The 24,132-nt window shown below is 32.1% G+C and carries 24 protein-coding genes and 1 riboswitch; of the genes, 15 read left to right on the top strand and 9 right to left on the bottom strand.

Features of this window, described 5'->3' with window-relative positions; genetic code table 11:
• Positions 1 to 65: 65 nt before the first annotated feature.
• Positions 66 to 869, bottom strand: coding sequence for a formate/nitrite transporter family protein (locus CN946_RS10580; RefSeq protein ID WP_098861078.1), 804 nt, complete (start codon positions 867 to 869; stop codon positions 66 to 68).
• Positions 870 to 1,134: 265 nt separating this feature from the next.
• Here CN946_RS10580 and CN946_RS10575 point away from each other — a divergent pair, with 265 nt between their 5' ends.
• Positions 1,135 to 1,398, top strand: a complete 264-nt coding sequence (locus CN946_RS10575) for a DUF2573 family protein (RefSeq protein WP_097976287.1) — start codon at positions 1,135 to 1,137, stop codon at positions 1,396 to 1,398.
• A 188-nt stretch (positions 1,399 to 1,586) separates the two neighbouring features.
• The gene (locus CN946_RS10570) at positions 1,587 to 2,504 is read left to right on the top strand and encodes a proline dehydrogenase family protein (protein WP_098232477.1); all 918 of its coding nucleotides are present in this window, start codon (positions 1,587 to 1,589) and stop codon (positions 2,502 to 2,504) included.
• Positions 2,505 to 2,680: 176 nt separating this feature from the next.
• Here CN946_RS10570 and CN946_RS10565 read toward each other — a convergent pair whose 3' ends face one another.
• The gene (locus tag CN946_RS10565; RefSeq protein ID WP_098232476.1) at positions 2,681 to 2,821 is read right to left on the bottom strand and encodes a YuzL family protein; all 141 of its coding nucleotides are present in this window, start codon (positions 2,819 to 2,821) and stop codon (positions 2,681 to 2,683) included.
• Positions 2,822 to 3,069: 248 nt separating this feature from the next.
• Between CN946_RS10565 and CN946_RS10560 the strand changes: the two genes are divergently transcribed.
• From CN946_RS10560 to metQ, 11 genes are all read left to right on the top strand, one after another.
• Positions 3,070 to 5,451 carry a 3-hydroxyacyl-CoA dehydrogenase/enoyl-CoA hydratase family protein gene (locus tag CN946_RS10560; RefSeq protein WP_098861105.1) on the top strand — a complete coding sequence of 794 codons (2,382 nt, stop codon included), beginning with the start codon at positions 3,070 to 3,072 and terminating at the stop codon, positions 5,449 to 5,451.
• Between the two features lie 21 nt (positions 5,452 to 5,472).
• Entirely contained in the window at positions 5,473 to 6,648 is a 1,176-nt protein-coding gene (locus tag CN946_RS10555) for an acetyl-CoA C-acetyltransferase (RefSeq protein WP_098861077.1), read from the top strand.
• Between the two features lie 86 nt (positions 6,649 to 6,734).
• The gene (locus CN946_RS10550; RefSeq protein WP_098861076.1) at positions 6,735 to 8,519 is read left to right on the top strand and encodes an acyl-CoA dehydrogenase family protein; all 1,785 of its coding nucleotides are present in this window, start codon (positions 6,735 to 6,737) and stop codon (positions 8,517 to 8,519) included.
• A 584-nt stretch (positions 8,520 to 9,103) separates the two neighbouring features.
• Positions 9,104 to 9,460, top strand: a complete 357-nt coding sequence (locus CN946_RS10545; RefSeq protein ID WP_098861075.1) for an arsenate reductase family protein — start codon at positions 9,104 to 9,106, stop codon at positions 9,458 to 9,460.
• A gap of 45 nt (positions 9,461 to 9,505) precedes the next feature.
• Entirely contained in the window at positions 9,506 to 9,889 is a 384-nt protein-coding gene (gene gcvH / locus CN946_RS10540) for a glycine cleavage system protein GcvH (RefSeq protein ID WP_098428612.1), read from the top strand.
• A 216-nt stretch (positions 9,890 to 10,105) separates the two neighbouring features.
• Complete coding sequence (locus CN946_RS10535) at positions 10,106 to 10,456, top strand: ribonuclease M5 (protein WP_091023583.1); 351 nt, start codon at positions 10,106 to 10,108, stop codon at positions 10,454 to 10,456.
• A 15-nt stretch (positions 10,457 to 10,471) separates the two neighbouring features.
• On the top strand, positions 10,472 to 10,795 hold the full coding sequence (locus CN946_RS10530) for a thioredoxin family protein (RefSeq protein WP_098861074.1): 324 nt from the start codon (positions 10,472 to 10,474) through the stop codon (positions 10,793 to 10,795).
• A 202-nt stretch (positions 10,796 to 10,997) separates the two neighbouring features.
• A complete protein-coding gene (locus CN946_RS10525; protein ID WP_098861073.1) occupies positions 10,998 to 11,360 on the top strand; it encodes a hypothetical protein in 363 nt (120 codons plus the stop codon).
• A 77-nt stretch (positions 11,361 to 11,437) separates the two neighbouring features.
• Positions 11,438 to 11,550, top strand: a riboswitch (SAM riboswitch).
• A 139-nt stretch (positions 11,551 to 11,689) separates the two neighbouring features.
• Entirely contained in the window at positions 11,690 to 12,703 is a 1,014-nt protein-coding gene (locus CN946_RS10520) for a methionine ABC transporter ATP-binding protein (RefSeq protein ID WP_098861072.1), read from the top strand.
• 1 nt (position 12,704) lies between these two features.
• Positions 12,705 to 13,373: a methionine ABC transporter permease gene (locus tag CN946_RS10515; protein WP_098861071.1), complete on the top strand. Its 669-nt coding sequence runs from the start codon at positions 12,705 to 12,707 to the stop codon at positions 13,371 to 13,373.
• A 20-nt stretch (positions 13,374 to 13,393) separates the two neighbouring features.
• On the top strand, positions 13,394 to 14,215 hold the full coding sequence (gene metQ, locus CN946_RS10510) for a methionine ABC transporter substrate-binding lipoprotein MetQ (protein WP_098861070.1): 822 nt from the start codon (positions 13,394 to 13,396) through the stop codon (positions 14,213 to 14,215).
• 445 nt (positions 14,216 to 14,660) lie between these two features.
• Here metQ and CN946_RS10505 read toward each other — a convergent pair whose 3' ends face one another.
• The 6 genes from CN946_RS10505 to dltX all read right to left on the bottom strand — a co-directional run bounded on the left by CN946_RS10505 (position 14,661) and on the right by dltX (position 20,615).
• On the bottom strand, positions 14,661 to 15,632 hold the full coding sequence (locus CN946_RS10505) for a 2-hydroxyacid dehydrogenase family protein (RefSeq protein WP_098861069.1): 972 nt from the start codon (positions 15,630 to 15,632) through the stop codon (positions 14,661 to 14,663).
• Positions 15,633 to 16,331: 699 nt separating this feature from the next.
• Positions 16,332 to 17,546 carry a D-alanyl-lipoteichoic acid biosynthesis protein DltD gene (gene dltD, locus CN946_RS10500; protein ID WP_098861068.1) on the bottom strand — a complete coding sequence of 405 codons (1,215 nt, stop codon included), beginning with the start codon at positions 17,544 to 17,546 and terminating at the stop codon, positions 16,332 to 16,334.
• Complete coding sequence (gene dltC, locus CN946_RS10495; RefSeq protein ID WP_098428619.1) at positions 17,543 to 17,782, bottom strand: D-alanine--poly(phosphoribitol) ligase subunit 2; 240 nt, start codon at positions 17,780 to 17,782, stop codon at positions 17,543 to 17,545. Before dltC ends, dltD begins: the two co-directional genes overlap by 4 nt.
• 15 nt (positions 17,783 to 17,797) lie before the next feature.
• Positions 17,798 to 18,949, bottom strand: coding sequence for a D-alanyl-lipoteichoic acid biosynthesis protein DltB (gene dltB / locus CN946_RS10490; RefSeq protein ID WP_098861067.1), 1,152 nt, complete (start codon positions 18,947 to 18,949; stop codon positions 17,798 to 17,800).
• Positions 18,946 to 20,460 carry a D-alanine--poly(phosphoribitol) ligase subunit DltA gene (gene dltA / locus CN946_RS10485; RefSeq protein WP_098861066.1) on the bottom strand — a complete coding sequence of 505 codons (1,515 nt, stop codon included), beginning with the start codon at positions 20,458 to 20,460 and terminating at the stop codon, positions 18,946 to 18,948. Before dltA ends, dltB begins: the two co-directional genes overlap by 4 nt.
• An 11-nt stretch (positions 20,461 to 20,471) precedes the next feature.
• Positions 20,472 to 20,615 carry a teichoic acid D-Ala incorporation-associated protein DltX gene (gene dltX / locus CN946_RS10480; protein WP_082459405.1) on the bottom strand — a complete coding sequence of 48 codons (144 nt, stop codon included), beginning with the start codon at positions 20,613 to 20,615 and terminating at the stop codon, positions 20,472 to 20,474.
• Positions 20,616 to 20,976: 361 nt separating this feature from the next.
• On the opposite strand from dltX, the gene CN946_RS10475 reads away from it, so the two are divergent.
• Together CN946_RS10475 and CN946_RS10470 are read left to right on the top strand one after the other, a co-directional pair.
• Positions 20,977 to 22,101, top strand: coding sequence for a serine hydrolase domain-containing protein (locus tag CN946_RS10475; RefSeq protein WP_098861065.1), 1,125 nt, complete (start codon positions 20,977 to 20,979; stop codon positions 22,099 to 22,101).
• A 108-nt stretch (positions 22,102 to 22,209) separates the two neighbouring features.
• Positions 22,210 to 22,926: a DUF3298 and DUF4163 domain-containing protein gene (locus CN946_RS10470; RefSeq protein ID WP_098861064.1), complete on the top strand. Its 717-nt coding sequence runs from the start codon at positions 22,210 to 22,212 to the stop codon at positions 22,924 to 22,926.
• Between the two features lie 794 nt (positions 22,927 to 23,720).
• Here the strand turns inward: CN946_RS10470 and CN946_RS10465 are convergent.
• Entirely contained in the window at positions 23,721 to 23,966 is a 246-nt protein-coding gene (locus CN946_RS10465) for a DUF2164 family protein (RefSeq protein ID WP_098861063.1), read from the bottom strand.
• Between the last annotated feature and the right edge of the window lie 166 nt (positions 23,967 to 24,132).

Here is a 24,132-nt window from a genome sequence, read left to right as displayed (position 1 = left end):
CATAATAAAATTAGATTTGCACGAAAAAACCTGTCTTCAAAAAAAAGAAGACAGGTAGATTAGGTTTATGAAGCACGTTTTAATTCTTTTACTTCTAATTTTTGTTCATTATTCAAGTAGTAATATGCCATTCCGACACCAACTGAACCACCAATCATATTTCCAAGTGTAACTGGAATTAAATTATGCAATACATCACCAAATGTAAAGGCTACATGATGTGGAATGATATAAGATAATGTAAAGACAGCTATATTTGCGATACTGTGTTCATAACCAGAGAAGAAGAAAGCAAATACTAATAAAAAGATCAGTAACATTTTTGCTAAATCATCTTTAAATCTAGTTGGTAAAAAACAAGCGAGACAGACAAGCCAATTACATAAAATACCTTTAAAAAATAAGTGGAAAAATGATGCGTGAATTTTATGGTCAACTACACCTGTTAAAAAATGATCGGCAGGAAAATCTTTTGCTAAACCTGTTAAAAAATAAATAATCGCAAAAATAAATGCTCCAATAATATTCCCTGAGTAACATGCAATCCAGTTTTTTACTAAATCTAGTTTTGAAGTTTTTTTAGCTAATGTAGAGAAGGTAAAATACATCGTATTACTAGTAAATAATTCTCCACCACCATAAATAATCATAATTAATGCCGTAGAAAAAACAAGTGGATAAGCTACAGATGAAAATGGTGAATTTTGTAATCTAAATAATTCGGCTAATTTTAAACAGACAATGAGAATAAAGCTTATATAAATAGAAGCTAAGGCAGCACGAGTTAAATATTTAATTAAGCTTTGATCTAGTATTTTCTTTTTTTTAAGAGCTAAATCAATACAATATTGGATACTATCTCGTTCCAAATGGTTTCACTCCCTATACGCTCTTTGATTAACACATATATAGTATACAGACAAAAAATGTCGATAAGTTTGTGAAATTATGAACAAAATATGAAATTGAACAAGTTATATACTATTTATTATTTTTACTTTACATTTTTAAATAATCACCGTAAAACTGGTTGAAGATATAATATAATTTCATAGTAAATAGGTTTAGGTAAAAAAAGGAAAGATTCAAATTAGATTTTGAAAACTTAATAATAATATGGAGAGGTGATTTCGTTTGGAAAATGAATTTGAAGCAAAATTTGATGCGTTACTAAAAAAATATACGGAATTGTTATTAGGCGATTGGTCAGAGGAAAAACAGGCAAAAGTGGAAAAGTGGGTTATGTATACATACATATCAAAATCAATGCCCGCATTAGTAAAACATTGGAATGATACATATCCTCAAGCTAAAGATGAAGTTGTTAATTTAATTAAAGAGATTAAAACGTTAAATGACCAGCATAGAGAAGCAATGGCTAACAAAAATAAGCAATAATATTTATCCATAATTTTCAAAGATGACGACATATATAAATTATGATAATATAATATTAAGTAAGGGCATACATTTTTCAATAAACAAAATTCGACAAATTATTAAATAATTGTTTTAACAAATTTCATTAAATGATACATTAGTAATATATAGAGAGAAAAGTAAAGTTTAATTTTGGGGGTAGAGTAATGGAACAAGTTATGAAGAATGCTTTTTTATTTATGTCTAAAAATAAGTTTTTAACTAAAATGGCTAAAAAATATGGCCTAAGATTTGGTGCAGGACGTTTTGTTGCAGGCGAAACAATCGATTTAGCTACAAAAGTTATTAAGGACTTAAATAAAAAGAATTTAAAAGTAACAATTGATTATCTTGGAGAATTCGTTGACACGGTTGAAGAAGCAAATGAAATGGCTGATCACTGTATCGAAGCAATTGAAGCGATTGGAAAAGAAAAATTAAATTCACAATGTTCTCTAAAAATGACTTCGATGGGTCTTGATATTTCTGACGAGTTAGTTTTATCAAACATGCGTCGTATTTTAGAGGCAGCTAAAAAGAATGGTGTATTCGTTACAATTGATATGGAAGATTTCACTCGTTGTGAAAAAACAATTCGTATCTTTAAGCAATTAAGATCTGAGTACGATAATATCGGAACAGTTATCCAAGCTTATTTATACAGAACTGAAAACGATATTACAGATTTAAACAGCTTAAAACCAAATTTACGTTTAGTAAAAGGTGCCTATAAAGAGCCTGCTGAAGTAGCATTCCCAGAGAAAAAAGATGTGGATGAAAACTTCAAAAAAATCATTAAAATGCACTTATTAAACGGTAACTTTACTGCGATCGCTTCACATGATGAAGCAATGATTGAGTATACAAAACAATTAGTAAAAGAACATAATATTCCAAATGATCAATTTGAGTTCCAAATGTTATACGGAATTCGTACAGAGCGTCAATTAGAGCTTGTTAAAGAAGGCTATAATATGCGAGTTTATGTTCCTTATGGTACTGACTGGTACGGATACTTCATGCGTCGTCTAGCAGAACGTCCTGCAAACGTTGCATTCGTATTAAAAGGTATGTTCAGTAAATAATTTAAAATTAAAGAGGCTAACTAAAAAGGATTGAGTGAGGATCCTTTTTAGTCAGCCTTTTTCTCTTTATACAGGATTTTTTTGTGATAAGTAGTTATTAGTAAAACAACATTATTCATATAATTGCTTTAGTCAGCAAAGGCCTAGTTTTGCTATTAAATTTGAGTGAAAAAAGCTTACTGACCCATATTTTTTTTACCGTACTGCTGATTGTTACTTTGTCTTCCTTTTTCTTCTCTTTGATCTCCATGACTTGCATTACCTTGAACACTTGCTGCACTAACTCCACCCTTTGATGGATTTCTTTCACGTTTCATATCTTATCACCTCCATTTCTTAGACTAACCTATTTAAATAAACTTATTAGTAAAAAATGGAGTGTGATAAAAAAAGCAGAGAGAGAGTTCAATCGAAAATAAAATTTTATTAATTTGAACTTTTTGTTTATTGCGAAAAATGAGAATTTATCATATAGTGGAAGAAGAGGGCTCATTGATAATGGATTGTTTTATCCAGAAAGTGAATGAGTATTCATTCAAAGATATGAGGAGGAGAAATGCATATGATCCAAAAAATTAAAAAAGCCGCTGTACTCGGCTCTGGTGTGATGGGATCTGGTATCGCTGCACACTTGGCAAACATAGGTATTCCAACATTACTACTTGATATTGTCCCAAGAGAACTATCTGAGGAAGATGCTGCAAAAGGTCTTTCTACTGACTCCAAAGAATTTCGTAATCGATTTAGTCAAACGGCTATTCAGAAATTATTGAAACAAAAGCCAGCTCCTCTTGCATCTAAGAAAAACTTAACGTTAATTCAAGCAGGTAACTTTGAAGATGACATGAGTCGTTTAAACGAAGTTGACTGGATTATTGAAGTAGTTGTTGAAAATTTAACAATTAAAAAACAAGTATTAGCAAAGGTAGATGCATACCGCAAACCAGGCTCAATCGTGAGCTCAAATACATCTGGTATTTCAATTGAAGCAATGTCTGAAAATTGTTCAGATGACTTCAAGAAACATTTCTTAGGCACTCACTTTTTTAACCCACCACGTTATTTAAAATTATTAGAAGTTATTCCTACTAAACATACATCTGAAGAAGTACTTACATTTATGAAAAGTTTTGGAGAAGACGTTTTAGGTAAAGGCGTTGTATTAGCAAAAGATACTCCAAACTTTATTGGAAACCGTATCGGAACTTACGGATTACTTGTAACTGTACAAGAAATGCTAAAAGGCGGATACAGTGTTGGTGAAGTTGATTCAATTACTGGTCCAATGATTGGACGCCCTTCTAGTGCTACATTCCGTACATTGGACGTAGTTGGATTAGATACATTTATCCATGTTGCAAACAATGTTTATGAGCTAGTAGAAGGCGAAGAGAAGGAAGTATTTAAAGTTCCAGAATTTATGAAGGAAATGGCTAATCGTAATTGGCTTGGAAGTAAGTCTGGGCAAGGATTCTTCTTAAAGCAAGGTAAAGAAATCTTAGAATTAGATCCAAGCACATTTGAATATGGAGAAAGAAAAAGCTTAAAAACAGCTTCAACTGAAAGCATTAAACAAGTTAAAGGCTTAGCGAATAAGTTGAAAGCGCTTGTATACGCTGATGATCGTGCAGGTAATTTCTTATGGAGCATTATTAGCCCGGTATTAGTCTATTCAGCTGAATTGTCTGGTGAAATTTCTGATAACATCGTCGGAATTGACCAAGCAATGAAATGGGGATTTGGATGGGATTTAGGACCATTTGAAATTTGGGATGCAATTGGTGTATCTAAATCAGTCGTACGAATGGAAAGCGAAGGCCTAACTGTACCGAATTGGGTTAAGAATATGATCGATAGTGGTAATGAAACATTTTATAAGCAAGACAATGGAGTTACTAGCTTCTATCATAATGGCCAATATGAAGAGCTAGTAAGAAATGATAAAGAAGTTAAATTAAGTGTTTTAAAAGAACAAGGTCGAATAATTAAACAAAATTCAGGTGCGAGTCTAATTGACCTTGGAGATGGAGTTGCATGTTTAGAATTCCATACAAAGAGCAATGCAATTGGTATGGATATTACGCAAATGGTTAACTTCGCAGTTGATGAAGTTTCAAAAAATTATAAAGGCTTAGTTATTGGTAACCAAACTAAAAACTTCTGCGTTGGTGCTAATTTGGCAATGATTTTAATGGAAGCGCAAGATGACAACTATTTTGAGATTGAAATGGTTGTTAAAGGATTCCAACAAGCAATGATGAAAATTAAGTACTCAGATAAGCCGGTAGTTGTCGCTCCTTACGGTATGACACTAGGTGGCGGTGCTGAAATTTGTTTACCAGCTGCTAGCGTAGTTGCCTCTTCTGAAACTTATATGGGCTTAGTAGAAGTTGGAGTAGGCTTAATCCCAGGTGGGGGCGGTAGTAAAGAGCTTTATATTAAACAATTAAAACAGTTCCCAGAAGGTGTTGAGTTTGACTTACAAGGTCTTGCAAATCGTGTGTTTGAGACAGTTGCAATGGCAAAAGTATCGACTTCTGCTCAAGAAGCATTTGAAAATGGTTTCTTAAATCATGATGATCGCAAAGTATTTAATGCAGATCACTTAATTTATGAAGCAAAACAACGAGTACTTGAGTTATATGAAGCAGGTTATAGCGCTCCAAGTCGTGAAAAAGTACCAGTAGTTGGTGAGTCTGGTTATGCAACTTTATTAGCTGGTGCAAACTCAATGTACTATTCTGGCTATATTAGTGAACATGATTTAACAATTGCTAAGAAATTAGCGTATGTAATTGCAGGTGGAAAAGTACCATTCGGAACGTTAGTAGACGAAGAGTATTTATTAAATATTGAACGTGAAGCATTTTTAAGTTTAATTTCTGAAATGAAATCTCAAGCACGTATGCAACACATGCTTGTAAAAGGAAAACCGTTACGTAATTAATCTAAAGAGGGAGGGAAGAACATGAGAGAAGCTGTTATTGTAGCAGGTGCGAGAACACCTGTAGGTAAAGCGAAAAAAGGATCACTAGCAACAGTTCGTCCAGATGATTTAGGGGCATTAGTTGTAAAAGAAACATTAAAGCGTGCGGGAAATTACGATGGTCCAATCGATGATATCATTTTTGGTTGCTCATCGCCGGAAGCTGAGCAAGGTTTTAACATGGCGCGTAATATTGGAGCACTTGCTGGATTACCGCATTCAGTTCCAGGAATTACAGTGAACCGTTATTGTTCTTCAGGTCTACAAAGTATCGCTTATGCTAGTGAACGTATTATGTTAGGTCACTCTGAAGCTATTATTGCAGGCGGAGCAGAATCAATGAGTTTACTTCCAATGGGAGGGCATGTCGCTCGTTTAAATAGTAGATTAGTAGAAAATGCACCTGAGTACTACATGGGTATGGGGCATACTGCTGAGCAAGTTGCCAATCGTTATGGTATTTCAAGAGAAGATCAAGATGCTTTTGCGGTACGTAGTCACAGGCGCGCTGCAGCAGCTATTAAAGAAGGGCGTTTTGTAGACGAAATCGTTCCAGTTGATGTGACGCTGCGTTCGGTTAACGCAAACAATAAATTGGAAGAAAAGAATTTTACTTTCTCTCAAGATGAGGGAGTTCGTGAAGGTACATCTTCTGAAGTATTAGGTAAATTAAGACCAGCATTTAATGTGAGAGGTTCAGTAACGGCTGGAAACTCTTCGCAAACAAGTGATGGGGCTGCAGCAGTATTAGTAATGGATCGCGAAAAAGCTGAAGCTGAAGGATTAAGTCCATTATTAAAATTCCGTTCTTTTGCAGTCGCTGGTGTAGCTCCTGAGGTTATGGGAATTGGACCTGTTGAAGCAATTCCAAAAGCTCTTAAATTAGCAGGACTAAGCTTATCTGACATAGGAATATTTGAATTAAATGAAGCCTTCGCTTCTCAATCAATTCAAATTATTCGTCACTTAGGTCTTGATGAAGACCGTGTAAATGTAAACGGTGGGGCGATTGCATTAGGCCATCCTCTTGGCTGTACTGGTACTAAACTAACTTTATCTTTATTACATGAGATGAAACGTCGCGGAGAGCAGTTCGGTATCGTAACGATGTGCGTTGGTGGCGGAATGGGTGCTGCCGGAGTATTTGAATTAGTTTAATAGATGTACGTAAATAGATTGTTAGAAATATGTCTTTGAAGAAGAGAATAGTTAAACAAGTAAATAGAAAGTGGGAGGAATTTTCCATGGAAAAAACAATCGGTAACTTACTTAAAGGCGGAAGCTTTTTAACAACAGAAGTGACTTTTGATAAAGTTTTTACACCAGAGGATTTTACAGATGAGCATAAATTAATTGCAAAAACAACTGAAGATTTTGTAATTAATGAAGTTTTACCTGAATTAGAATATTTAGAGCAACACGAATTTGATCGCACAGTAAGATTATTAAAAGAAGCTGGTGAGCTAGGATTATTAGCTGCAGATGTTCCAGAAGAGTATGGTGGAATCGCACTAGACAAAATTAGCTCAGCATTAATTACAGAAAAAATTGCACGTGGTGGTGGATTCTCACTTTCCCAAGGAGCGCACGTAGGGATCGGTACGCTTCCAATCGTATTATTTGGGAATCACGATCAAAAGCAACGTTATTTACCTGGTTTAGCATCAGGCGAGAAATTTGCGGCTTATGCATTAACTGAGCCAGGTTCAGGATCAGATGCTTTAGGAGCAAAAACGGTTGCTAAATTAAATGCTGAAGGAACTCACTACATTTTAAACGGTGAAAAACAATGGATTACAAACTCTGCTTTTGCTGATGTATTTGTTGTCTATGCAAAAATTGATGGAGAGCACTTCTCAGCATTTATCGTTGAAAGAGAATATGAAGGTGTTTCGACTGGTCCAGAAGAAAAGAAAATGGGAATCAAATCATCATCAACTCGTACTTTGATTTTAGAAGATGTAAAAGTTCCTGTAGAAAACCTTTTAGGTGAAATTGGAAAAGGTCACGTTATTGCATTTAATATTTTAAATATTGGACGTTATAAATTAGCAGTAGGAACAGTTGGTGGATCAAAACGTGCATTAGAATTATCAGCAACGTATGCTAACCAACGCCAACAGTTCAAAACGCCAATTGCAAAATTTAGTTTAATTCAAGAAAAATTAGCAAGTATGGCTACAAAAATTTATGCAAGTGAAAGTTCGGCATATCGTACTGTAGGACTTTTTGAGAATCGCTTCAGTCAATTAACAGAAGAGCAAGCAAAAGATCCAAAAGCAGTAGCAGCTGCTGTAGCTGAGTATGCAATTGAATGTTCTTTAAATAAATTCTTCTGTTCTGAAGTATTAGACTATGTAGCTGATGAAGGTGTACAAATCCACGGTGGATATGGTTTCATGGCTGAATATGAAATTGAGCGTATTTACCGTGATTCTCGTATTAACCGAATCTTTGAAGGAACAAATGAAATTAACCGTTTAATCGTACCAAGCACTTACCTTCGAAAAGCAATGAGCGGAGAACTACCATTACTTCAACAAGCACAACAAATTCAAGAAGAATTAATGATGTTAATGCCTGAAGAAGTTGGAGACGCTCCATTAGAGCAAGAAAAGTATTTAGTACGTAATGCGAAAAAAATCGCAATCATGATCGCTGGATTAGCCGTTCAAAAATTCGGTAAAGCATTAAGTAATGAGCAAGAAATTCTAGTAAATATTGCTGATATCGTAAGCAATATTTATGCAATGGAATCGACAGTTCTACGTACTGAAAAAGGAATTAATAAAGTAGGTTTAGAAAAATCAAACCAAAAATTACTTTATACTCAAGTGTTCTGCCAAGAAGCATTTAATGAAATTGAAGCTCATGCGAAAGAAACACTAGTTGCTGTAGAGTCTGGTGATACTTTAAGAATGATGACTTCAGCACTTCGTAAGTTTACACGTCATACGCCAATTAATGTAATTGCGAAGAAGCGTGAAATTGCAGCTAATGTATTAGATGAGGAGCGTTATACTGTTTAATTTAAAAAAATGCCGATCTGTTGATTGGCATTTTTTTTATTGCTCGTAAAAAAGTGTATTAGCTTTTATTACTCATAAACAGAAAATAAGGCGAAGTTTTTCTAATCAATCCCAGTATACCATGTTGCCAAAAACGAGGGTTTGGGTCCATGGATTTAGAGAAATATTGGTATAATTGAATTGAGATTATGATAAAGAATATTTGCTAGACCAATATTGACCGGGCGGTTTTTGCTCGGTTTTTTTTTTATTAAAGTTTCATTAATAGTAGGATGAGGAAGATAATTTTTTTAAGTACTATTATAAAAGAAGAAAGGATATTTTTCCCATAAGTTGTGCCATACTAGTAAAGGTTGTGAAAGCTTAAATGACCATTATAAGGTTTATTAGGAAATTACTTTATAGCAATAATGTTTCTTAGTATTTTCCACTAGTGATATTAAAAAAACACGAACATTATACTAGTTTGATTGTTATAATATTGGTATAATGGTACTAACGACAAATTATTACAGAATTTTCGAACGAACTATTTAAACTCACTTATTCCCTGTGATAAAATAGATTTTGGGAGGAGTTGCTAAATGAGTATCATTTTTTATACATATCCAAAATGTGGAACTTGTCGAAAAGCTGCTTCATGGCTTAAAGAGCATAATATTCCTGTAGAAGCAGTTGATATTACATTAAATCCACCTTCAAAGGAATTACTTGCTGATATTTTTAAAGCAAGTGGAATTTCAATAAATAAATTATTTAATACAAGTGGCGTTAAATATCGTGAACTTGGGTTGAAGGATGTTATTCCAACAAAAACAGAGGACGAGCTTTTAGAACTATTAAGTTCAGATGGTAAGTTAATTAAAAGACCTCTACTTTTTAATGGAGATCAAGCGACAGTTGGTTTTAATGAAGAAGTATTTGAAAAAGTTTGGTTATAAAATAACTATATAATTTAAGGTAATTAATCAGAGGAGGATTTCACAATGTCAATTCCAAATGAACTACGTTATTCAGAAGAACATGAGTGGGTAAAAGTTGAAGGTAATAAATACTATATCGGTATTACTCATTTTGCTCAATCAGAGCTTGGAGATATCGTATTTGTTGAGCTACCAGAAGTAGGCGATGAACTTACTATTAATGAGCCATTCGGTAGTGTTGAATCTGTAAAAACAGTATCTGAACTATATGCTCCAATCAGTGGTAAAGTAATTGAAGTAAACTCTGATCTAGATGAAAATCCTGAATTCGTAAACGAATCTCCATACGAAAAAGCATGGATGGTAGTTGTTGAAGCTACAAACGCTTCTCAACTTGATGAGTTAATGACTGCTGGTCAATACGAAGAAATGATCAATCAAGATTAATTATCTAGCATTAAGCGTCCTTTTGGGCGCTTTTTTATTTTATGTGTATAATAAAAGTAATAAAGCTTAACTTATTTACATAAAACATAATTTAAAGGGACATTTTCATTTAGGGGAAAAAAAGGAAACAAGAAAGGCAAAATCGAATATACTATATACAAAAGATTTTTAGTCAAAAGTTTTTGAGTCCTATACATTAGGTGATGCCCAGTGAATATTGAAGATCAAAGAAAAGTTATCATTGTCGAAGGTACTACTGATAAGAGGAAAATACAGACGATCATAAAGGAGCCTGTAGATATTATCTGTACGAATGGTACAGTTGGTACTTCAAAGCTAGATGAGCTTGCTGAAATGTTAGATTTAAGAGAAATTTATGTATTAGTCGATGCGGATGAAGCTGGTGAAAAGCTTAGAAGATTGTTAAAAAGAGAATTTCCACAGGCAGAGCATCTGTACATTGATAGAAGTTATCGAGAAGTAGCAACAGCTCCGAGTCAACATTTAGCTAGTGTATTATTAGGAGCGGATATTTCGGTATTTACAGATTATTTACGTACAAATTAAAGAGGAATTAAGATTATGCAGCAATGGACAAAGAATGAAATAATGCAAAGAATTCAATCAAAAGAGACAACAGTAATTTATATCTATACCGCAATGTGTGGTACATGCCAAGTAGCATCTAAAATGCTGGAAATTGTAAATGAGATTCTGCCAAATTTACCGATAAGTAAGGTAAATATTAATGAAATCGTTGAGGAAGCTCAAAGCTGGAAGATTGAAAGTGTACCTTGTTTACTTATTTTTGAGAATGGGGAAATGAAACAAAAAATCTACGCTTTCCAATCTGTTCCGTATTTACATGAATTGTTAAAAAAATATAATTTATATATTAAACGATGAGTGCATACTGTATGTTGCACTCTTTTTATATGGTTTAAAAGATTTCCTGATTTTAGACATATTTCTCGGGAAATGAGTTGAATGCTGTAGAAATAAAATTAAAATATAGATTTTTATCAAGGTAAATGTCGAGCGAAATATAAAGAATACACCTCTTATCTATGAGAAAATAAGATTAAAGAATCCGGAAGAGGTGTTTATTATGGAAATCAAGGAGTGGATTGGACAAGCTAGAAACTTATTTATAAAAAAAGAATATTTACAAATCATTTTGCCAATAGAAGAAAGGATTGTAGAATTTAACTGTCTAAATGAAAAAGTTTTTATAAAGTTAAGTAAAAAGGCTCCTTTTATCGAGGTAATTGATCGTTCGATTCCGCAACTTAGAGTTAATTTTTCAAAAGATGGATGGGAATATCTATATTCAGGTTCGCAAAGGTTAGGACTTTTATTAAAACTGAACGATGCTTCTTTTGAAGGAAATTATCGATTATTACTACTAATGGAAACGATTTTTCAATATACGAGCGTTGAAAACGAAAAAAAACTTTTAGAAAATTGTTGACAACTAGTATCTAACTTTGTAGAATTGGACTTACGTTAAAGAAATTACGTTAAACAACTTAATAGATCGTAAGATTACTCTTATCGAGAGAGGTGGAGGGACTGTGCCCTGTGAAACCCAGCAACCGTCAATGATCGTCATTGAAATGGTGCTAATTCCTGCAAAGTATATATGCTTTGAGAGATGAGAGAAAGGAATACTTTTTGTATGTTAAACCTTTCTGCTCATGTGAGTTGAAAGGTTTTTTTGTTTTATGCGACTAAAAAAGTACCTACTTACAAAAAATTGAAAGATTAGTTGTTAGAATGTTTTGAAAGGAGATCAAGTGTATGATTCAAATAAATAATGTAAGTAAAACATACAAAGGTAAGAAGGGCACAGTTACGGCAGTACAAAATGTTTCGTTAACTATTGAAACAGGTGAAATTTTTGGCATGATCGGATATAGCGGCGCAGGGAAAAGTACGCTATTACGTATGCTAAATGGTCTTGAGTCCCCTACATCAGGTGAAGTGATTATTAATGGTCAGTCGATTTCTAAATGTTCATCTAGTCAATTAAGAAAAGCAAGACAGAAAATAGGTATGATTTTTCAGCATTTTAATTTATTGTGGTCGAGAACTGTATTAGAAAATATACTTTTCCCACTTGAAATTGCTAAAGTTTCAAAAAAGGAAAGCATTAATCGTGCGAAAGAATTAATCAAACTTGTAGGTCTTGAAGGAAGAGAAAATGCTTATCCTTCTGAACTTAGTGGCGGTCAAAAGCAACGTGTTGGAATTGCAAGAGCACTTGCTAATAACCCAGATGTTCTTTTATGTGATGAAGCGACATCTGCATTAGATCCAGAAACAACAGATTCAATATTAGCTTTATTGACAAATATTAATAAACAGCTTGGTATTACAATTATCCTGATTACTCATGAAATGCATGTTATTCAAAAGATTTGCCAACGAGTAGCTGTAATGGAAAACGGAAATGTAGTAGAAGAAGGTCATGTTGTTGACGTATTCACTCGTCCTAAACAAGCAATTACAAAGAAATTTGTGACGCAAATCAAAGGCAATGATGAAGAATTAGACAGTGAAGTAATATCTGAGGGAGATGGAAAGGATAATACTTACAAGCTAACCTTTAAAAATGGTCAAGCAGATCAGCCACATATTTCTGAAGTAGTTAAGCACTTTGATATTGAGATTAACATTTTGCAAGGAAAAATTGTTCAAACTGCTGAAGGCTCTTATGGGACAATGAAGATTCAACTTGTTGGAGACATAAATAACATCAAAGAGGCAATCACTTATTTAGAATCAAAACAAGTTGAAGTGGAGGTAGCATAAGATGACACAACTTTTTCCGAATGTTGATTGGGATGCAATGCTTTTAGCATCTCAAGAAACATTATTCATGACAGTAATAGCTGCGCTTGCAACGTTCATTTTTGGACTAATAATAGGTTTATTCTTATTTTTAACTAGTAAAGATCAGTTACTTGAAAATAAATTTTTAAATACAATCCTAGCAGCGTTTGTAAATATATTTCGTTCAATACCGTTTATCATTTTAATTATTTTATTAATTCCATTTACGATCATTATACTTGGCTCTATGCTTGGAGCAAAAGCAGCATTACCTGCATTAATTATTGGTGCTGCACCATTCTATGCAAGGATGGTCGAAATCGGATTAAGAGAAATTGATAAAGGTGTAATCGAAGCTGCAAGAGCAATGGGAGCTAGTACTTTTACAATCATCATAAAAGTATTAATTCCAGAAGCATTACCAGCAATAATTTCAGGTTTAACTGTTACTACGATCGCAATTGTTGGTTATACGGCAATGGCTGGTGTAGTAGGAGGCGGTGGACTTGGTAACCTAGCTTTTATGGAAGGATACCAACGTTCTAATAACCAAGTAACTCTTGTTGCGACAGTAATTATTTTATTAATCGTATTCATTCTTCAATTTATTGGTGATTTAGTAACAACGAAAATAGATAAAAGAGCTTAATCATAAGGGAGGAACTGACAGTGAAATTCAAAAAAATCGTAGGTTTATTAGGAGCAGGTGTTTTAGCATTATCTTTAGCAGCATGTAATAAAGGTGGAGAAGATAAAAATAAAGAATTAGTTGTGGGTGCATCAAATGTACCTCACGCAGTTATTTTAGAACAAGCTAAACCAATTCTTAAAAAAGAAGGAATTAACTTAAAGATTGTTAAATTCCAAGATTATGTATTACCAAATAAAGCATTAGCTTCAAAAGAATTAGATGCAAACTATTTCCAACACATTCCATATTTAGAGTCACAAATGAAAGAAAATGGTTATAAATTTGAAAACGCTGGTGGAATCCACATCGAGCCAATCGGAGTATACTCTAAAAAATATAAGAACCTAGAAGACCTACCAAATGGAGCTAAAATTATTATGAGTAGCTCAGTAGCTGACCATGGTCGTATGTTAAGTTTATTACAACATGAAGGTTTAATTAAACTTAAAGCTGGAGTAGATCCAACTACTGCTCAGATTAAAGATATTGCTGAGAATCCAAAACACTTAAAATTCCAAGCTGATGTAGACGCTGGAATGCTTCCAAAAGTTTATCAAAACAACGAAGGCGATGCAGTGTTAATTAACACAAACTATGCAATTGATGCTGGATTAAACCCTATGAAAGATGCTATTGCTTTAGAAGGAAAAGATTCTCCATACGTGAACATTATCGCAGTTCGTAAAGGTGATAAAGATAAAAAAGAAATTAAAGAGCTTGTAAAAGTATTACACTCTAAAGAAATTCAAGATTTCATCATTAAAAAATATAAAGGTGCTGTAGTACCTGTTAGTCAATAATTAAAAAAAGAAAGGGTATCCCAAGTGAAATTTATTATGGGAACCCTCTTTTTTTATTTGAAAAACTATTAATTGCAAATAAACTTTGAAAATCGCAAATAAAATTTGCAAAACTGCAATTAAATTTAGAGAATCGCAAATAAAATTAGCTAATTTGCAAATGAAACCTAAGGAATTGCAAATAAAATAGAAAATTACTAATACCATTTAAGGTATTATGACCTTAAAACTGTACGATTGTAGAGACTTCTTAATGGAAGATTAGCAAATACGTTGGGTTCTTTCTAAAGTTGGTATGCTAATTATTTATAAAAAAGATCGATTACAAACAACAAATGAACGAAAATACCTCTCAAACCAAAGTACTTGCAGATTTAATTTTAATAAAAAAAAGGGATGCACATAAGTGAGTGAATCTAACTTATGAAACAGCCCCTTATTATTTTTAATTCTTCACGAGAATTTGATTTACAGGTGAGATTGGTGGTCGTTCAGCCATAACCTCAATAATATTTTTAGCTGCTATTTCTGACATAGCATCACGAGTTTCATATGTTGCATTACCGATATGAGGTGTTAATACAACATTTGTAAGTGATATTAGTTCTTCTGTTATTTTTGGCTCAAATTCAAATACATCTAGAGCCGCTCCCGCAATAACACCATCCTTTAATGCGTCTACTAATTCCTGTTCGTTCGCTAAAGGACCTCTAGCTGCATTGATAAAAAACGCAGTATCCTTCATCATGGAAAACTCTTCTTTTCCAAATAAATGGTGTAACTCAGGTTTGTAAGGACAATGAAGGGTAATATAGTCAGAAGTCTGTAATAATTCCTTCAGTGATACGTAAGTGGCATTTAATTCTTGTTCAAGCTCTTTGCTTATTCTTCTTGGTTGATGATAAATAATATTCATATTAAACGCCTTAGCTCGCTTAGCTACTGCTTGTCCGATATTTCCAAAACCAAAAATACCTAAAGTTTTTCCTGATACTTCTGTTCCTCTAAAAAATAAAGGTGCCCATCCTTCAAAACCTTTTGTACGGCAAAGTTCGTCTCCTTCGACTATTCTTCTGGAAACAGCTAAGAGAATTCCGAAAGTTAACTCTGCAGTTGCGTCTGTAGAAACAAGTGGAGTGTTTGTAACATGAATGCCCTTACTAGTTGCATAATCAACATCGATATTATTAAATCCTGCTCCGTAATTAGCAATAATTTTTACATTTTTAGCAGCATCAATTACTCTTTTTGTGATTGGAGTGGATAGTAAACTTAAAATTGAATCTACCCCACCTACAAGTTCACACAATTCATCTTCTGTAATTAATTTCTCATTTTCGTAAACAATGACATGATGATCTTTTAATAATTCCTCAGCTTTTTCTGGGATTTTTCCCGCTACCAAGATATGTGCCAAATTAGAAACCTTCTTTCAAGAATTTAATAATTGAATATTAACGTTTTTATTATAAATGAAGTTTCAAGTTTTTGTTTAATTTAGTATTTGGCAGATTAAAGAATATATTTATTTTTAAGGTCTGTCAGCAAAATAAAAGCAGACAGAGGTATGCTTTTTTCACAGAGTGTTGAAATATAAAACAGTCTATAGGGAAAACAAAATTAAGTGGAACATTATTGATGTTTAAATTCATTTATTTATTAACGATTTTAAATATTAAAGTGTTTCAACAATTTTAATATGCCAACAAGCTATAGTAATTGTTTTTTCTGAAATTAATAAAGAGCAGCAAATATAAGATTATATAGTTATAAATGATTTTTTATAAGTTGAACTTCAATCTCAATTGACTTCCAAACTGATTAATAAACTGTTATGTTACACCAAGTAAAGGATTTTAATAAGGTTTTTATCGCAAACTTTTTTTGATGAATTAGTTGATTGGAATGGAGGGATGCTCGACTCCTATGGGATATGCGGGAAGGCTAAAGACCCCGCAGGCTCGCCGAGGAGGCTAAAGAATCTCGCCCCATGGAAAGCGAGCATCCTGTAATGGAAATCAACATCACTCTACCCCTTTTACGAAAATTTGAAAATTAATTGAAAGGACTCTTTTTCAACAGCGTAAAAAAAGCAGAGATTAGTCTGCTTTTTTCTTTAATATCTATGATTTAAACTTGCAGTAGGGGGAGTACGATTTACTGAATAAAACTTATTTAAAGATTGATCTACGTATACCCAGCCCTTCCAGCCTAAGTGAATTGTATCTTTTAGGAAAAACTCATCGTATTCATGTGAAGAAAAATCAGCTACTTGGAATCCAGCATCTTCAATTTGTTTTTTTACTTTTTTGTAATAAACGTCTCTACCTTCTTTAGGAAATCCAGCGTAATCATACCATGGTCCATTTACTGGAACAGAAATAAACAACGCTTTTGTGTGCTCTTTTTTTAATAATGCTAATACCATTTGAAGGTCATCATATTCTGGTGATACACCATAGTTACTATTTCGTTTATAATTTTTTAAAGCTGGAAGACGATTTTGAATGTGTTTTATATAGTATTTATTAATTATACCGAAATGGTTAGAAGTTGACTCACTTTTGCCAATTTTATCGGCAACTTGAGCTACCCGATCCCAGGATAAATCTTCATATTTTGATTTTTTTAATCGGAAGTTTTTATCTGGATCCATTATAACGGTATCAAAAAGATCTTTCTTTTCAAGTATTTTTAAATATGTGTAAGCTAATGGTTTTTCAGCCATAGCCTTGAACTTGATTTTTTTGCTATTTGAAATAAAAGCATTTAATTGGGTAACTAATAAAGAGTCTTTTTTGATAATTGATAGCGTTAAAAGTCTCTTTGCAATTTGTCTCTTTACTGAAATATCAATTGAATTATTAAAAACGAATGAATAAGTTTGAAGCGCAGAATAATTAGGTGAAAAATGAGTATCGTCAATGCCATGTGGAATAAACCACTGTGGAGATAAAACAAACACAATTTTTCTATTTTTTATTCCATCACCTAAAGATGCTAAGTCAAGAAAATGAACGAGACTTTGTGATCCCCCTCGACCAATTAGATAAGGAGTAAATTCATTTTTTTCTCCCATAAAAATTCTAGAAGGATGGAAGGGGTCTCTTCTAGCAAGTTCTGAAGACCCAAAAATAGGTAGGAATTTTGGGTCTTTTAACATTTTATCTTGAAGCAGGGTCCCTTGAAATGTTTCAGGGTTTAAAGATGCTGCTGTATTATTTAATCGTTCTTTTGTAATAAATAGTTCGTAAAAAGAATTTGGAAGATACAAAGCTAGTAAAAAAATGAAAATAGCTGTTATCATCCCAAAAAATTGAACTTTTTTCATTTTCTAGCCTCTAAAATCGAAATGATTTTATTTGGTGTTGCCCACTCCTCGCGATCGAAGTCAGAAATCGTCACATTGATACCGATTTGTTCTTCGATTTCAACTAATAAGCTAACTGTTCCAAATGAATCTAATAACCCTTCTTCAAAAATCAAAATATCTGGGTTTTCAATCACTTCATCTGTATTACATAAATCTGCTAAAATTTTTAAAACTTCTGCTCTTAAATTTTCCATTATACTAATTCTCCTTTAGTTAACTAGATGTCCTGAAAATATTAAAAATCCGAAACAAATAAAATGGAATGTAATAATAACCGCTAATACATGTGTTAATTTATTATTTTTCCAAAACTTTTTTTTCTTATTGAATTGTTCAAACCAATCAAAACTACACATCAATAAGGCTTGGTATAAACCATAAAGTAGGTAATTTATTTGGATCCCGTGCCATGCACCCATTAGTAAAAATAAGGTAGTGTAACTGATATAAGAAATACTTCTTCTATTCTTAATCATTTTTTTCTTAGTCAGTAAGAATACCATTCTCATATATACATAGTCACGAAACCAAAATGATAGGCTCATATGCCAACGATTCCAAAAGTCTTTTATATTCCGACTGATGAATGGCATATTAAAGTTTTCAGGTGTTTTAATGCCTACTAAATAACTAACGCCAATTGCAAATGCACTATAACCAGCAAAATCAAAAAATAAGTACAGACTATATGCATACATATACGTTAGATTTGAGACAAAAGTATGCCCTAATGCAAACTGTGTTTCAAGTATATGAACGTTAATTAAATAACCAATTATATATTTATAGAGAAAACCAATAAAAATTTTATGAACACCAATTTGAAAATACTCCTTGTATTCAATAGCCGTTAGCTTTTTTTGACAATCCTGTTGAAATCTCCTAAAACGATCAATTGGTCCAGAAGAGATCGTTGGAAAAAATAATAAAAACTTCAAGAAATCAACAATCTTTATTTCCTTTATACTGTTGTCGCGAATTTCAATAATAACTTGTGTTGCTTTAAATGTTAAATAGGAAATTCCTAAAAAGCCTACAAGTGTAGTACTTTCAAAAATCGGTGAAATCTTTACAATCAATAAAGGTAAAATTGATAGAAAAACACTTAAGTAATAAACAGTTGAATGGTTTGCATTCTTCCGATAAACACTATAACCTTTTATTAAAATAACTACCCAAATTATATAAGCAACTAGATAGAGTGATTGTATTTTAGAAGAGGAAAAGACTAATAATAAAAACACAAAAGAAAGAAATGTCGTGTAGTTAGTTGATCTTCTTCCTAAAAACCCTAATATGACGGCTGGAATTAGCAGAACAAATAAAACACCGAAAAACGTAAAACTACTGTATGGAATCATTGGTAAGTTTGCTCCAATAATTTTTTTCGATCAACTTTACCGTTCGTCGTCATTGGTAAAGTTTGTAAATAACTAAATTTTCTTGGAATCATATAAGTAGGCATATATTTGTTTAATTCTTGTTTTAAAAAACGTGTTAAATGATATTCCTTTTCGAAATCGTGTTCTTTAACGACTACTAAGCAATGTAAATCTATACACTTACCATCCTTCATCTCCGGTAAAATAACTGCAGAATGGACTAATGGTAATCTTCTAATGTTATTTTCAATGTCCTCAATTTCAATTCGATAACCGTGTAGTTTTACTTGGAAATCGATCCTACCTTTATAGAACAAAAGTCCGTGATCAAAGTAACCAGAATCACCTGTTTTATAGGCTCGCATGCCATTTATTTGATAGTAGGCTGCATCAGTTTTTAACTGATTATTAAGATACCCTTTACTAACGCTTGGACCAGCTATAATAATTTCCCCTGTTTCTCCATCTGGAAGTGGGTTCCCCAATACATCCATAATGTAGATAAATGTATCGTCTTTCGGTGTTCCAATCGGTAATGGGGAATATTGGTTTATGACTTCCTCATTAATCTGGACGAATGTTACAGCAACTGTTCCTTCTGTTGGACCGTAAGTATTATAAATCTCTGCTTTAGGAAATCTAGATAAAAGCTGTTTAGCACTATTATTCGATAGTACTTCACCACAGAAAAGAAAAGTCTTTAAGTTTGGTAGTAACAATTCGCTGAAATTTGGATTCATCATACACATCTCTATAAATGAAGGTGTAGAAGTCCAAACCTCAATATCACTTTCCATTAAATAATCGAATAATGCTTTTGGTCGCTCAATCAAAGATTTTTCAACAGCGATGAGTGTGCCACCCGATAATAAAGATGGATATAAATCCATTACTGATAAATCAAAAGAGAAAGGAGCTTGATTTAAAAAGCGTTGTCCTTTTTGGATATTAAAATCCTTCAATATCCAATCGGTAAAACTACGTAAGTTTTTTTCAGTAATTTGTACACCTTTTGGATCTCCAGTACTACCAGAAGTATAGATTATATAAAATGTTTCCTCGTCTTTAACATAGAAATCAGTTATAGATTTGACTAGATTTGTAGAATCGATAATCTTCTGTAGTTCTCCAAAATTTATGATTTTAATGGATTCAAACTCTAAAGTAATTTCTTTTGGTGTAATTAATAAAGTTGCTCCAGAATTTGTAATCATTTTTTTGAGTCTTTCAAACGGAATAGACTCATCAACGGGAATATAAGCACAACCTGCTTTTACACTTCCTAAGAAAATAGAAATCATTTCTGCCTGCATGTGTCCATACACAATAATGGGTTTATTCGTATAATTATTTCTAATCATCCAGCTAGCAATCGCATCTGATTGATGCTTTAAAGTTTTATATGTTAACGAATAATCACTATTTTGAAATGCGATAGTGTCTGGGGTGTTAATTGCCCAATAATCTATTTGTTCAATAATTGAATTCATCAGTTCACGTCCTAAAAATCGTTATATATAAAGGTCCCTGTAAATGAATCTTTAAATCCATATAAGTAGAGTAGTGCAAGTAAAATTGATAAATAAAACGCAGTATAAAATAAAAATCTTAAAGTCTTTGAACGGAAAATATGGATTTTACCCATTTGTTTTCACCTTTCTTAATTTTTAGCTAGACGTATTATAACACCGAAAAAAAGATGAAAAATTAACCAAACACCTTTTAAAATTACAGACAGATAATAAGTTATTAAAGGTTTAGTAAATTTTTTTTAATTAAATTCTAAAGATTAATGGACAAGATTGTTAATACAATTAGGATAAGTTAGTGAAGTGAACTATTGTTTTTAGTTCAAAATCTAAAAAAGTTTTGGGTACGGTAGCTTTAAGATAGTAGGTGATTGGATCATAAAGAATGAACAGTAATTAGGGGAACGTAAAAAAAATGGGAAAAAGGGAATATAGGAAAATCCTCTTGGCCCATCACTATGAGGGATTGGTGAATTAATGAAGAAAATTTATTTGTTATTGATACCTAGTTTCTTATCTGTTTTAATAATATCTCCTTATTGTAGTTTTATCTGGAATAAAAACCAGTCGAAAGTGACAATTTCGAATCACTCTACAGTGACAGTTTCAAATCACTCTACGATGAATAAAGTTGATATTACGAATGATCAAAATAATAATGCTAGAGAGATTGATCGCTACTTGCAGCAAATTCATTTTAACGGAGTGGTTCTTGTTAGGAAGAATGAACAAAATATCCTTAATAAAGGATACGGTTATCGAGATATCCCAAATCAGTTACGGAACACAGCAAATACGTATTATCCAATCGGTTCAATTTCTAAATTTTTTGTTTCAACGTTGTTAATGCAATTAAAAGAAGAAGGCAAAATATCGTTTAACGATCCGATTTCAAAATATATACCGGACTTTCCAAATGGGTCAAAATTAACATTATTTCATTTGATTTCACATACTTCAGGGGTAAAGAGACAAAAAGAGTTATTTAATCCGATTTCATCATCTGATTTAATAAAGAAAATAGTTAAGTTAAATGCTAACTATAAACCGTTAAACAAATGGGATTACAATGACACAAATTATATTTTACTTGCTTACGTTATTGAAAAAGTAACTGGAATTCCTTATGGAGAATATATAAAAACACATATTTTCGATAAAGCGAATATGACTGAAATTGGACAAGGTAATGATTTTTATAAAAAAAGGAATCACGCACTAGGTTATTCATTAATACAAACTAAAAATGATCCGAAGCAATTACAAATCCCGAATTTTAACTATTTATTGGGCTGTGGAGATATTTATTCAACGGTTTCAGGAATACAAAAAATGGACGAGGCACTTATTTCGAATAAACTTATTTTGGGGAAAAGTTTTACTCAATTTATTAAGCCGTATCAAAATCATTATGCATATGGAATTTATAATAAAGGAAAGTATTTATACAATCATGGGGTAGTTCCAGGTATTAGTTGTATGAATATATTCGATCCAGTTTCGAAAATATATGTAATTGTGTTTTCTAATAGTCAAAAGATGAAACCAAACACTTTTGACATAGCTATGAACTTATTTAAACTAGTTAACAAAATGAGTTGAGAACAGTTTGCTGTTCGATTGTAAGAATCTAGACTCTTATAAAATATTTCATAAATAATTTAAAAGATACTCATACTATTTTTTGATAAAGAAAATAGGAGGAGTCTAGTGAAAAAATTTCTATATTATTTCTTATTAATCATAATGACTAGCAGTATTAATTTGGGAACTATTAAATTTGTTAATGCGGATAATAAAGATCAAATCAATGAAAACTCATTACCTCGACATATTAAAATTACTGAACAAAAACTAAATGATGCACCGATTAAGTATCCACAAATAAGTGGAGCATCTAATTCAACCGCACAACAAAAGATCAATAGTATCTTAAAACAAGGTGCTGATTTAGCGAATAGTAATCGTTTAAAGCTATTAGAAGACGAGAAAGAAGCTAAGACAAAATGGGATGCTAGCCAAGGACCGTGGAGACCTTATGAATCTGTTTTTACTTATAAAGTACTATACAATAATCTTGATAAATTGAGTTTTATTTATAATGAGTATTCATATACAGGTGGGGCACATGGGATGACAATGGGTACTACATTTAATTTTGACGTGAAAACTGGTGATGTAGTTCCACTATCTAAGTTAATAAATGAAAATACAAAATCGGTCCAAGAATATGCTTATCAGCAATTACAAAAGAAATATAAAGGATATGTATTAATAAAATCTCCTAACGAAATTGACTTAAACGACAAAAACCGATTATGGGCATTTGACCACGCAGGAATTAAATTAATCTTTAAAGAATATGAAGTAGCTGCATATGCTGCTGGCATGCCTGAAGTCTTTATACCTGTACAGGTTTATCAATAATAAAAACTGAAAAAAAGAACCTTCATTTTAATAAAGGTTCTTTTCAGAGTATTGGAATATAAAACGTTCAATAGGGATAATGTACATTATTTGTACATTCATTATGATTAAATAATCATTTTTGGATGATCTATTATTAGTTTTAAAAGTTAATATGTTTTGAGCAATTTTATTATTCCAACAAACACTTGTAATGTTTTTTTTCAGTAGTTAAAAATATTTTGAGCTATTTTTTAGAAAAATAAGTCCAATTAATTAGTTTATAAATTAATGTTCATTCTTAATTGACATTGTTATTTTACTCTAAGTAAAAGTTATTTGATTAGGTTTTTATCGTAAACTTTTTTTGATGAATTAGTTGATTGGAATGGAGGTATGCTCGACTCCTATGGGATAAGCGGGAAGGCTAAAGACCCCACAGGCTTGCCGAGGAGGCTAAAGAATCTCGCCCCATGGAAAGCGAGCATCCGTAATGGAAATCAACATCACTTTACTCCTTTTGCGAAAATTTGATAGCTAATTGACAAGATTGTTTTGAACAACGTAAAGAAAAGAACCTTCATTATTATGCAAAAGGTTCTTTTCTTTATTTATTTGATAATTTAATAATGAAACAAAGCTTTTTCGTAAATAATGGTAGAGTCTGCATGAAAACATTCATTTGTTTTAACAATATAAGAATAAGTTGAACAACTATATAAATATTGAATAATCTAAAAGTGAGTATGTACGATTAATAAAGTGTGTGCTAAAGGTAGTTAAAAACTAAAAGCAAAGAAGTTTACTAAAACAACTTAATCTTCAATCTGTTCTTTTAATAATAAAGCGTAAAGATCTTCAACTCGTTCGGACATAAATCTTTGTGAGTCTTCAACTCCCTTATTATAAAACATAGGTCCAAGTTTTTGTGAAATAAAGTCTAATAGCAACATTGAACTTAATTCACTTAATTCTTCGTCTCTTTCTTGTAAGAAATATGTTTGTAGTTGATTAATCGCAAATTTTTGTTGATCTGGCGAAAGTTTAGTTGTTTTAGACATTAAATTCCCCTCTTTTTTAGTTGTGATATTAGATATTTTATTTCCTATATATATAGTATCTCTATTTATTCTTTATTTGTGAAAAAAAGTTACACGTAATAAAACTTTTTTGGTAAAATAGTGCACAACTTGAAAATACTTTTTAATTGCTTTAAGATTAGAATGA

The organism is Bacillus sp. AFS053548, from assembly GCF_002575105.1.
Classification (GTDB): Bacteria; Bacillota; Bacilli; order Bacillales; family Bacillaceae_G; genus Gottfriedia.
The sequence above is the reverse complement of the archived record's forward strand: the minus strand, read 5'-3'. Positions and strand labels throughout refer to the sequence as shown.

Excerpts from the sequence above, each read along its gene's own strand:
- CN946_RS10465 (WP_098861063.1), bottom strand. The coding sequence starts at position 23,966 with ATGTCTAAAACAACTAAACTTTCGCCAGATCAACAAAAATTTGCGATT.
- CN946_RS10525 (WP_098861073.1), top strand. The coding sequence starts at position 10,998 with ATGGAAATCAAGGAGTGGATTGGACAAGCTAGAAACTTATTTATAAAA.
- dltD (WP_098861068.1), bottom strand. The coding sequence starts at position 17,546 with ATGAAAAAAGTTCAATTTTTTGGGATGATAACAGCTATTTTCATTTTT.
- CN946_RS10545 (WP_098861075.1), top strand. The coding sequence starts at position 9,104 with ATGAGTATCATTTTTTATACATATCCAAAATGTGGAACTTGTCGAAAA.
- dltB (WP_098861067.1), bottom strand. The coding sequence starts at position 18,949 with ATGATTCCATACAGTAGTTTTACGTTTTTCGGTGTTTTATTTGTTCTG.
- dltX (WP_082459405.1), bottom strand. The coding sequence starts at position 20,615 with ATGGGTAAAATCCATATTTTCCGTTCAAAGACTTTAAGATTTTTATTT.
- CN946_RS10520 (WP_098861072.1), top strand. The coding sequence starts at position 11,690 with ATGATTCAAATAAATAATGTAAGTAAAACATACAAAGGTAAGAAGGGC.
- CN946_RS10550 (WP_098861076.1), top strand. The coding sequence starts at position 6,735 with ATGGAAAAAACAATCGGTAACTTACTTAAAGGCGGAAGCTTTTTAACA.
- CN946_RS10530 (WP_098861074.1), top strand. The coding sequence starts at position 10,472 with ATGCAGCAATGGACAAAGAATGAAATAATGCAAAGAATTCAATCAAAA.
- gcvH (WP_098428612.1), top strand. The coding sequence starts at position 9,506 with ATGTCAATTCCAAATGAACTACGTTATTCAGAAGAACATGAGTGGGTA.
- dltC (WP_098428619.1), bottom strand. The coding sequence starts at position 17,782 with ATGGAAAATTTAAGAGCAGAAGTTTTAAAAATTTTAGCAGATTTATGT.
- CN946_RS10570 (WP_098232477.1), top strand. The coding sequence starts at position 1,587 with ATGGAACAAGTTATGAAGAATGCTTTTTTATTTATGTCTAAAAATAAG.
- CN946_RS10475 (WP_098861065.1), top strand. The coding sequence starts at position 20,977 with ATGAAGAAAATTTATTTGTTATTGATACCTAGTTTCTTATCTGTTTTA.
- CN946_RS10565 (WP_098232476.1), bottom strand. The coding sequence starts at position 2,821 with ATGAAACGTGAAAGAAATCCATCAAAGGGTGGAGTTAGTGCAGCAAGT.
- dltA (WP_098861066.1), bottom strand. The coding sequence starts at position 20,460 with ATGAATTCAATTATTGAACAAATAGATTATTGGGCAATTAACACCCCA.
- CN946_RS10555 (WP_098861077.1), top strand. The coding sequence starts at position 5,473 with ATGAGAGAAGCTGTTATTGTAGCAGGTGCGAGAACACCTGTAGGTAAA.
- CN946_RS10515 (WP_098861071.1), top strand. The coding sequence starts at position 12,705 with ATGACACAACTTTTTCCGAATGTTGATTGGGATGCAATGCTTTTAGCA.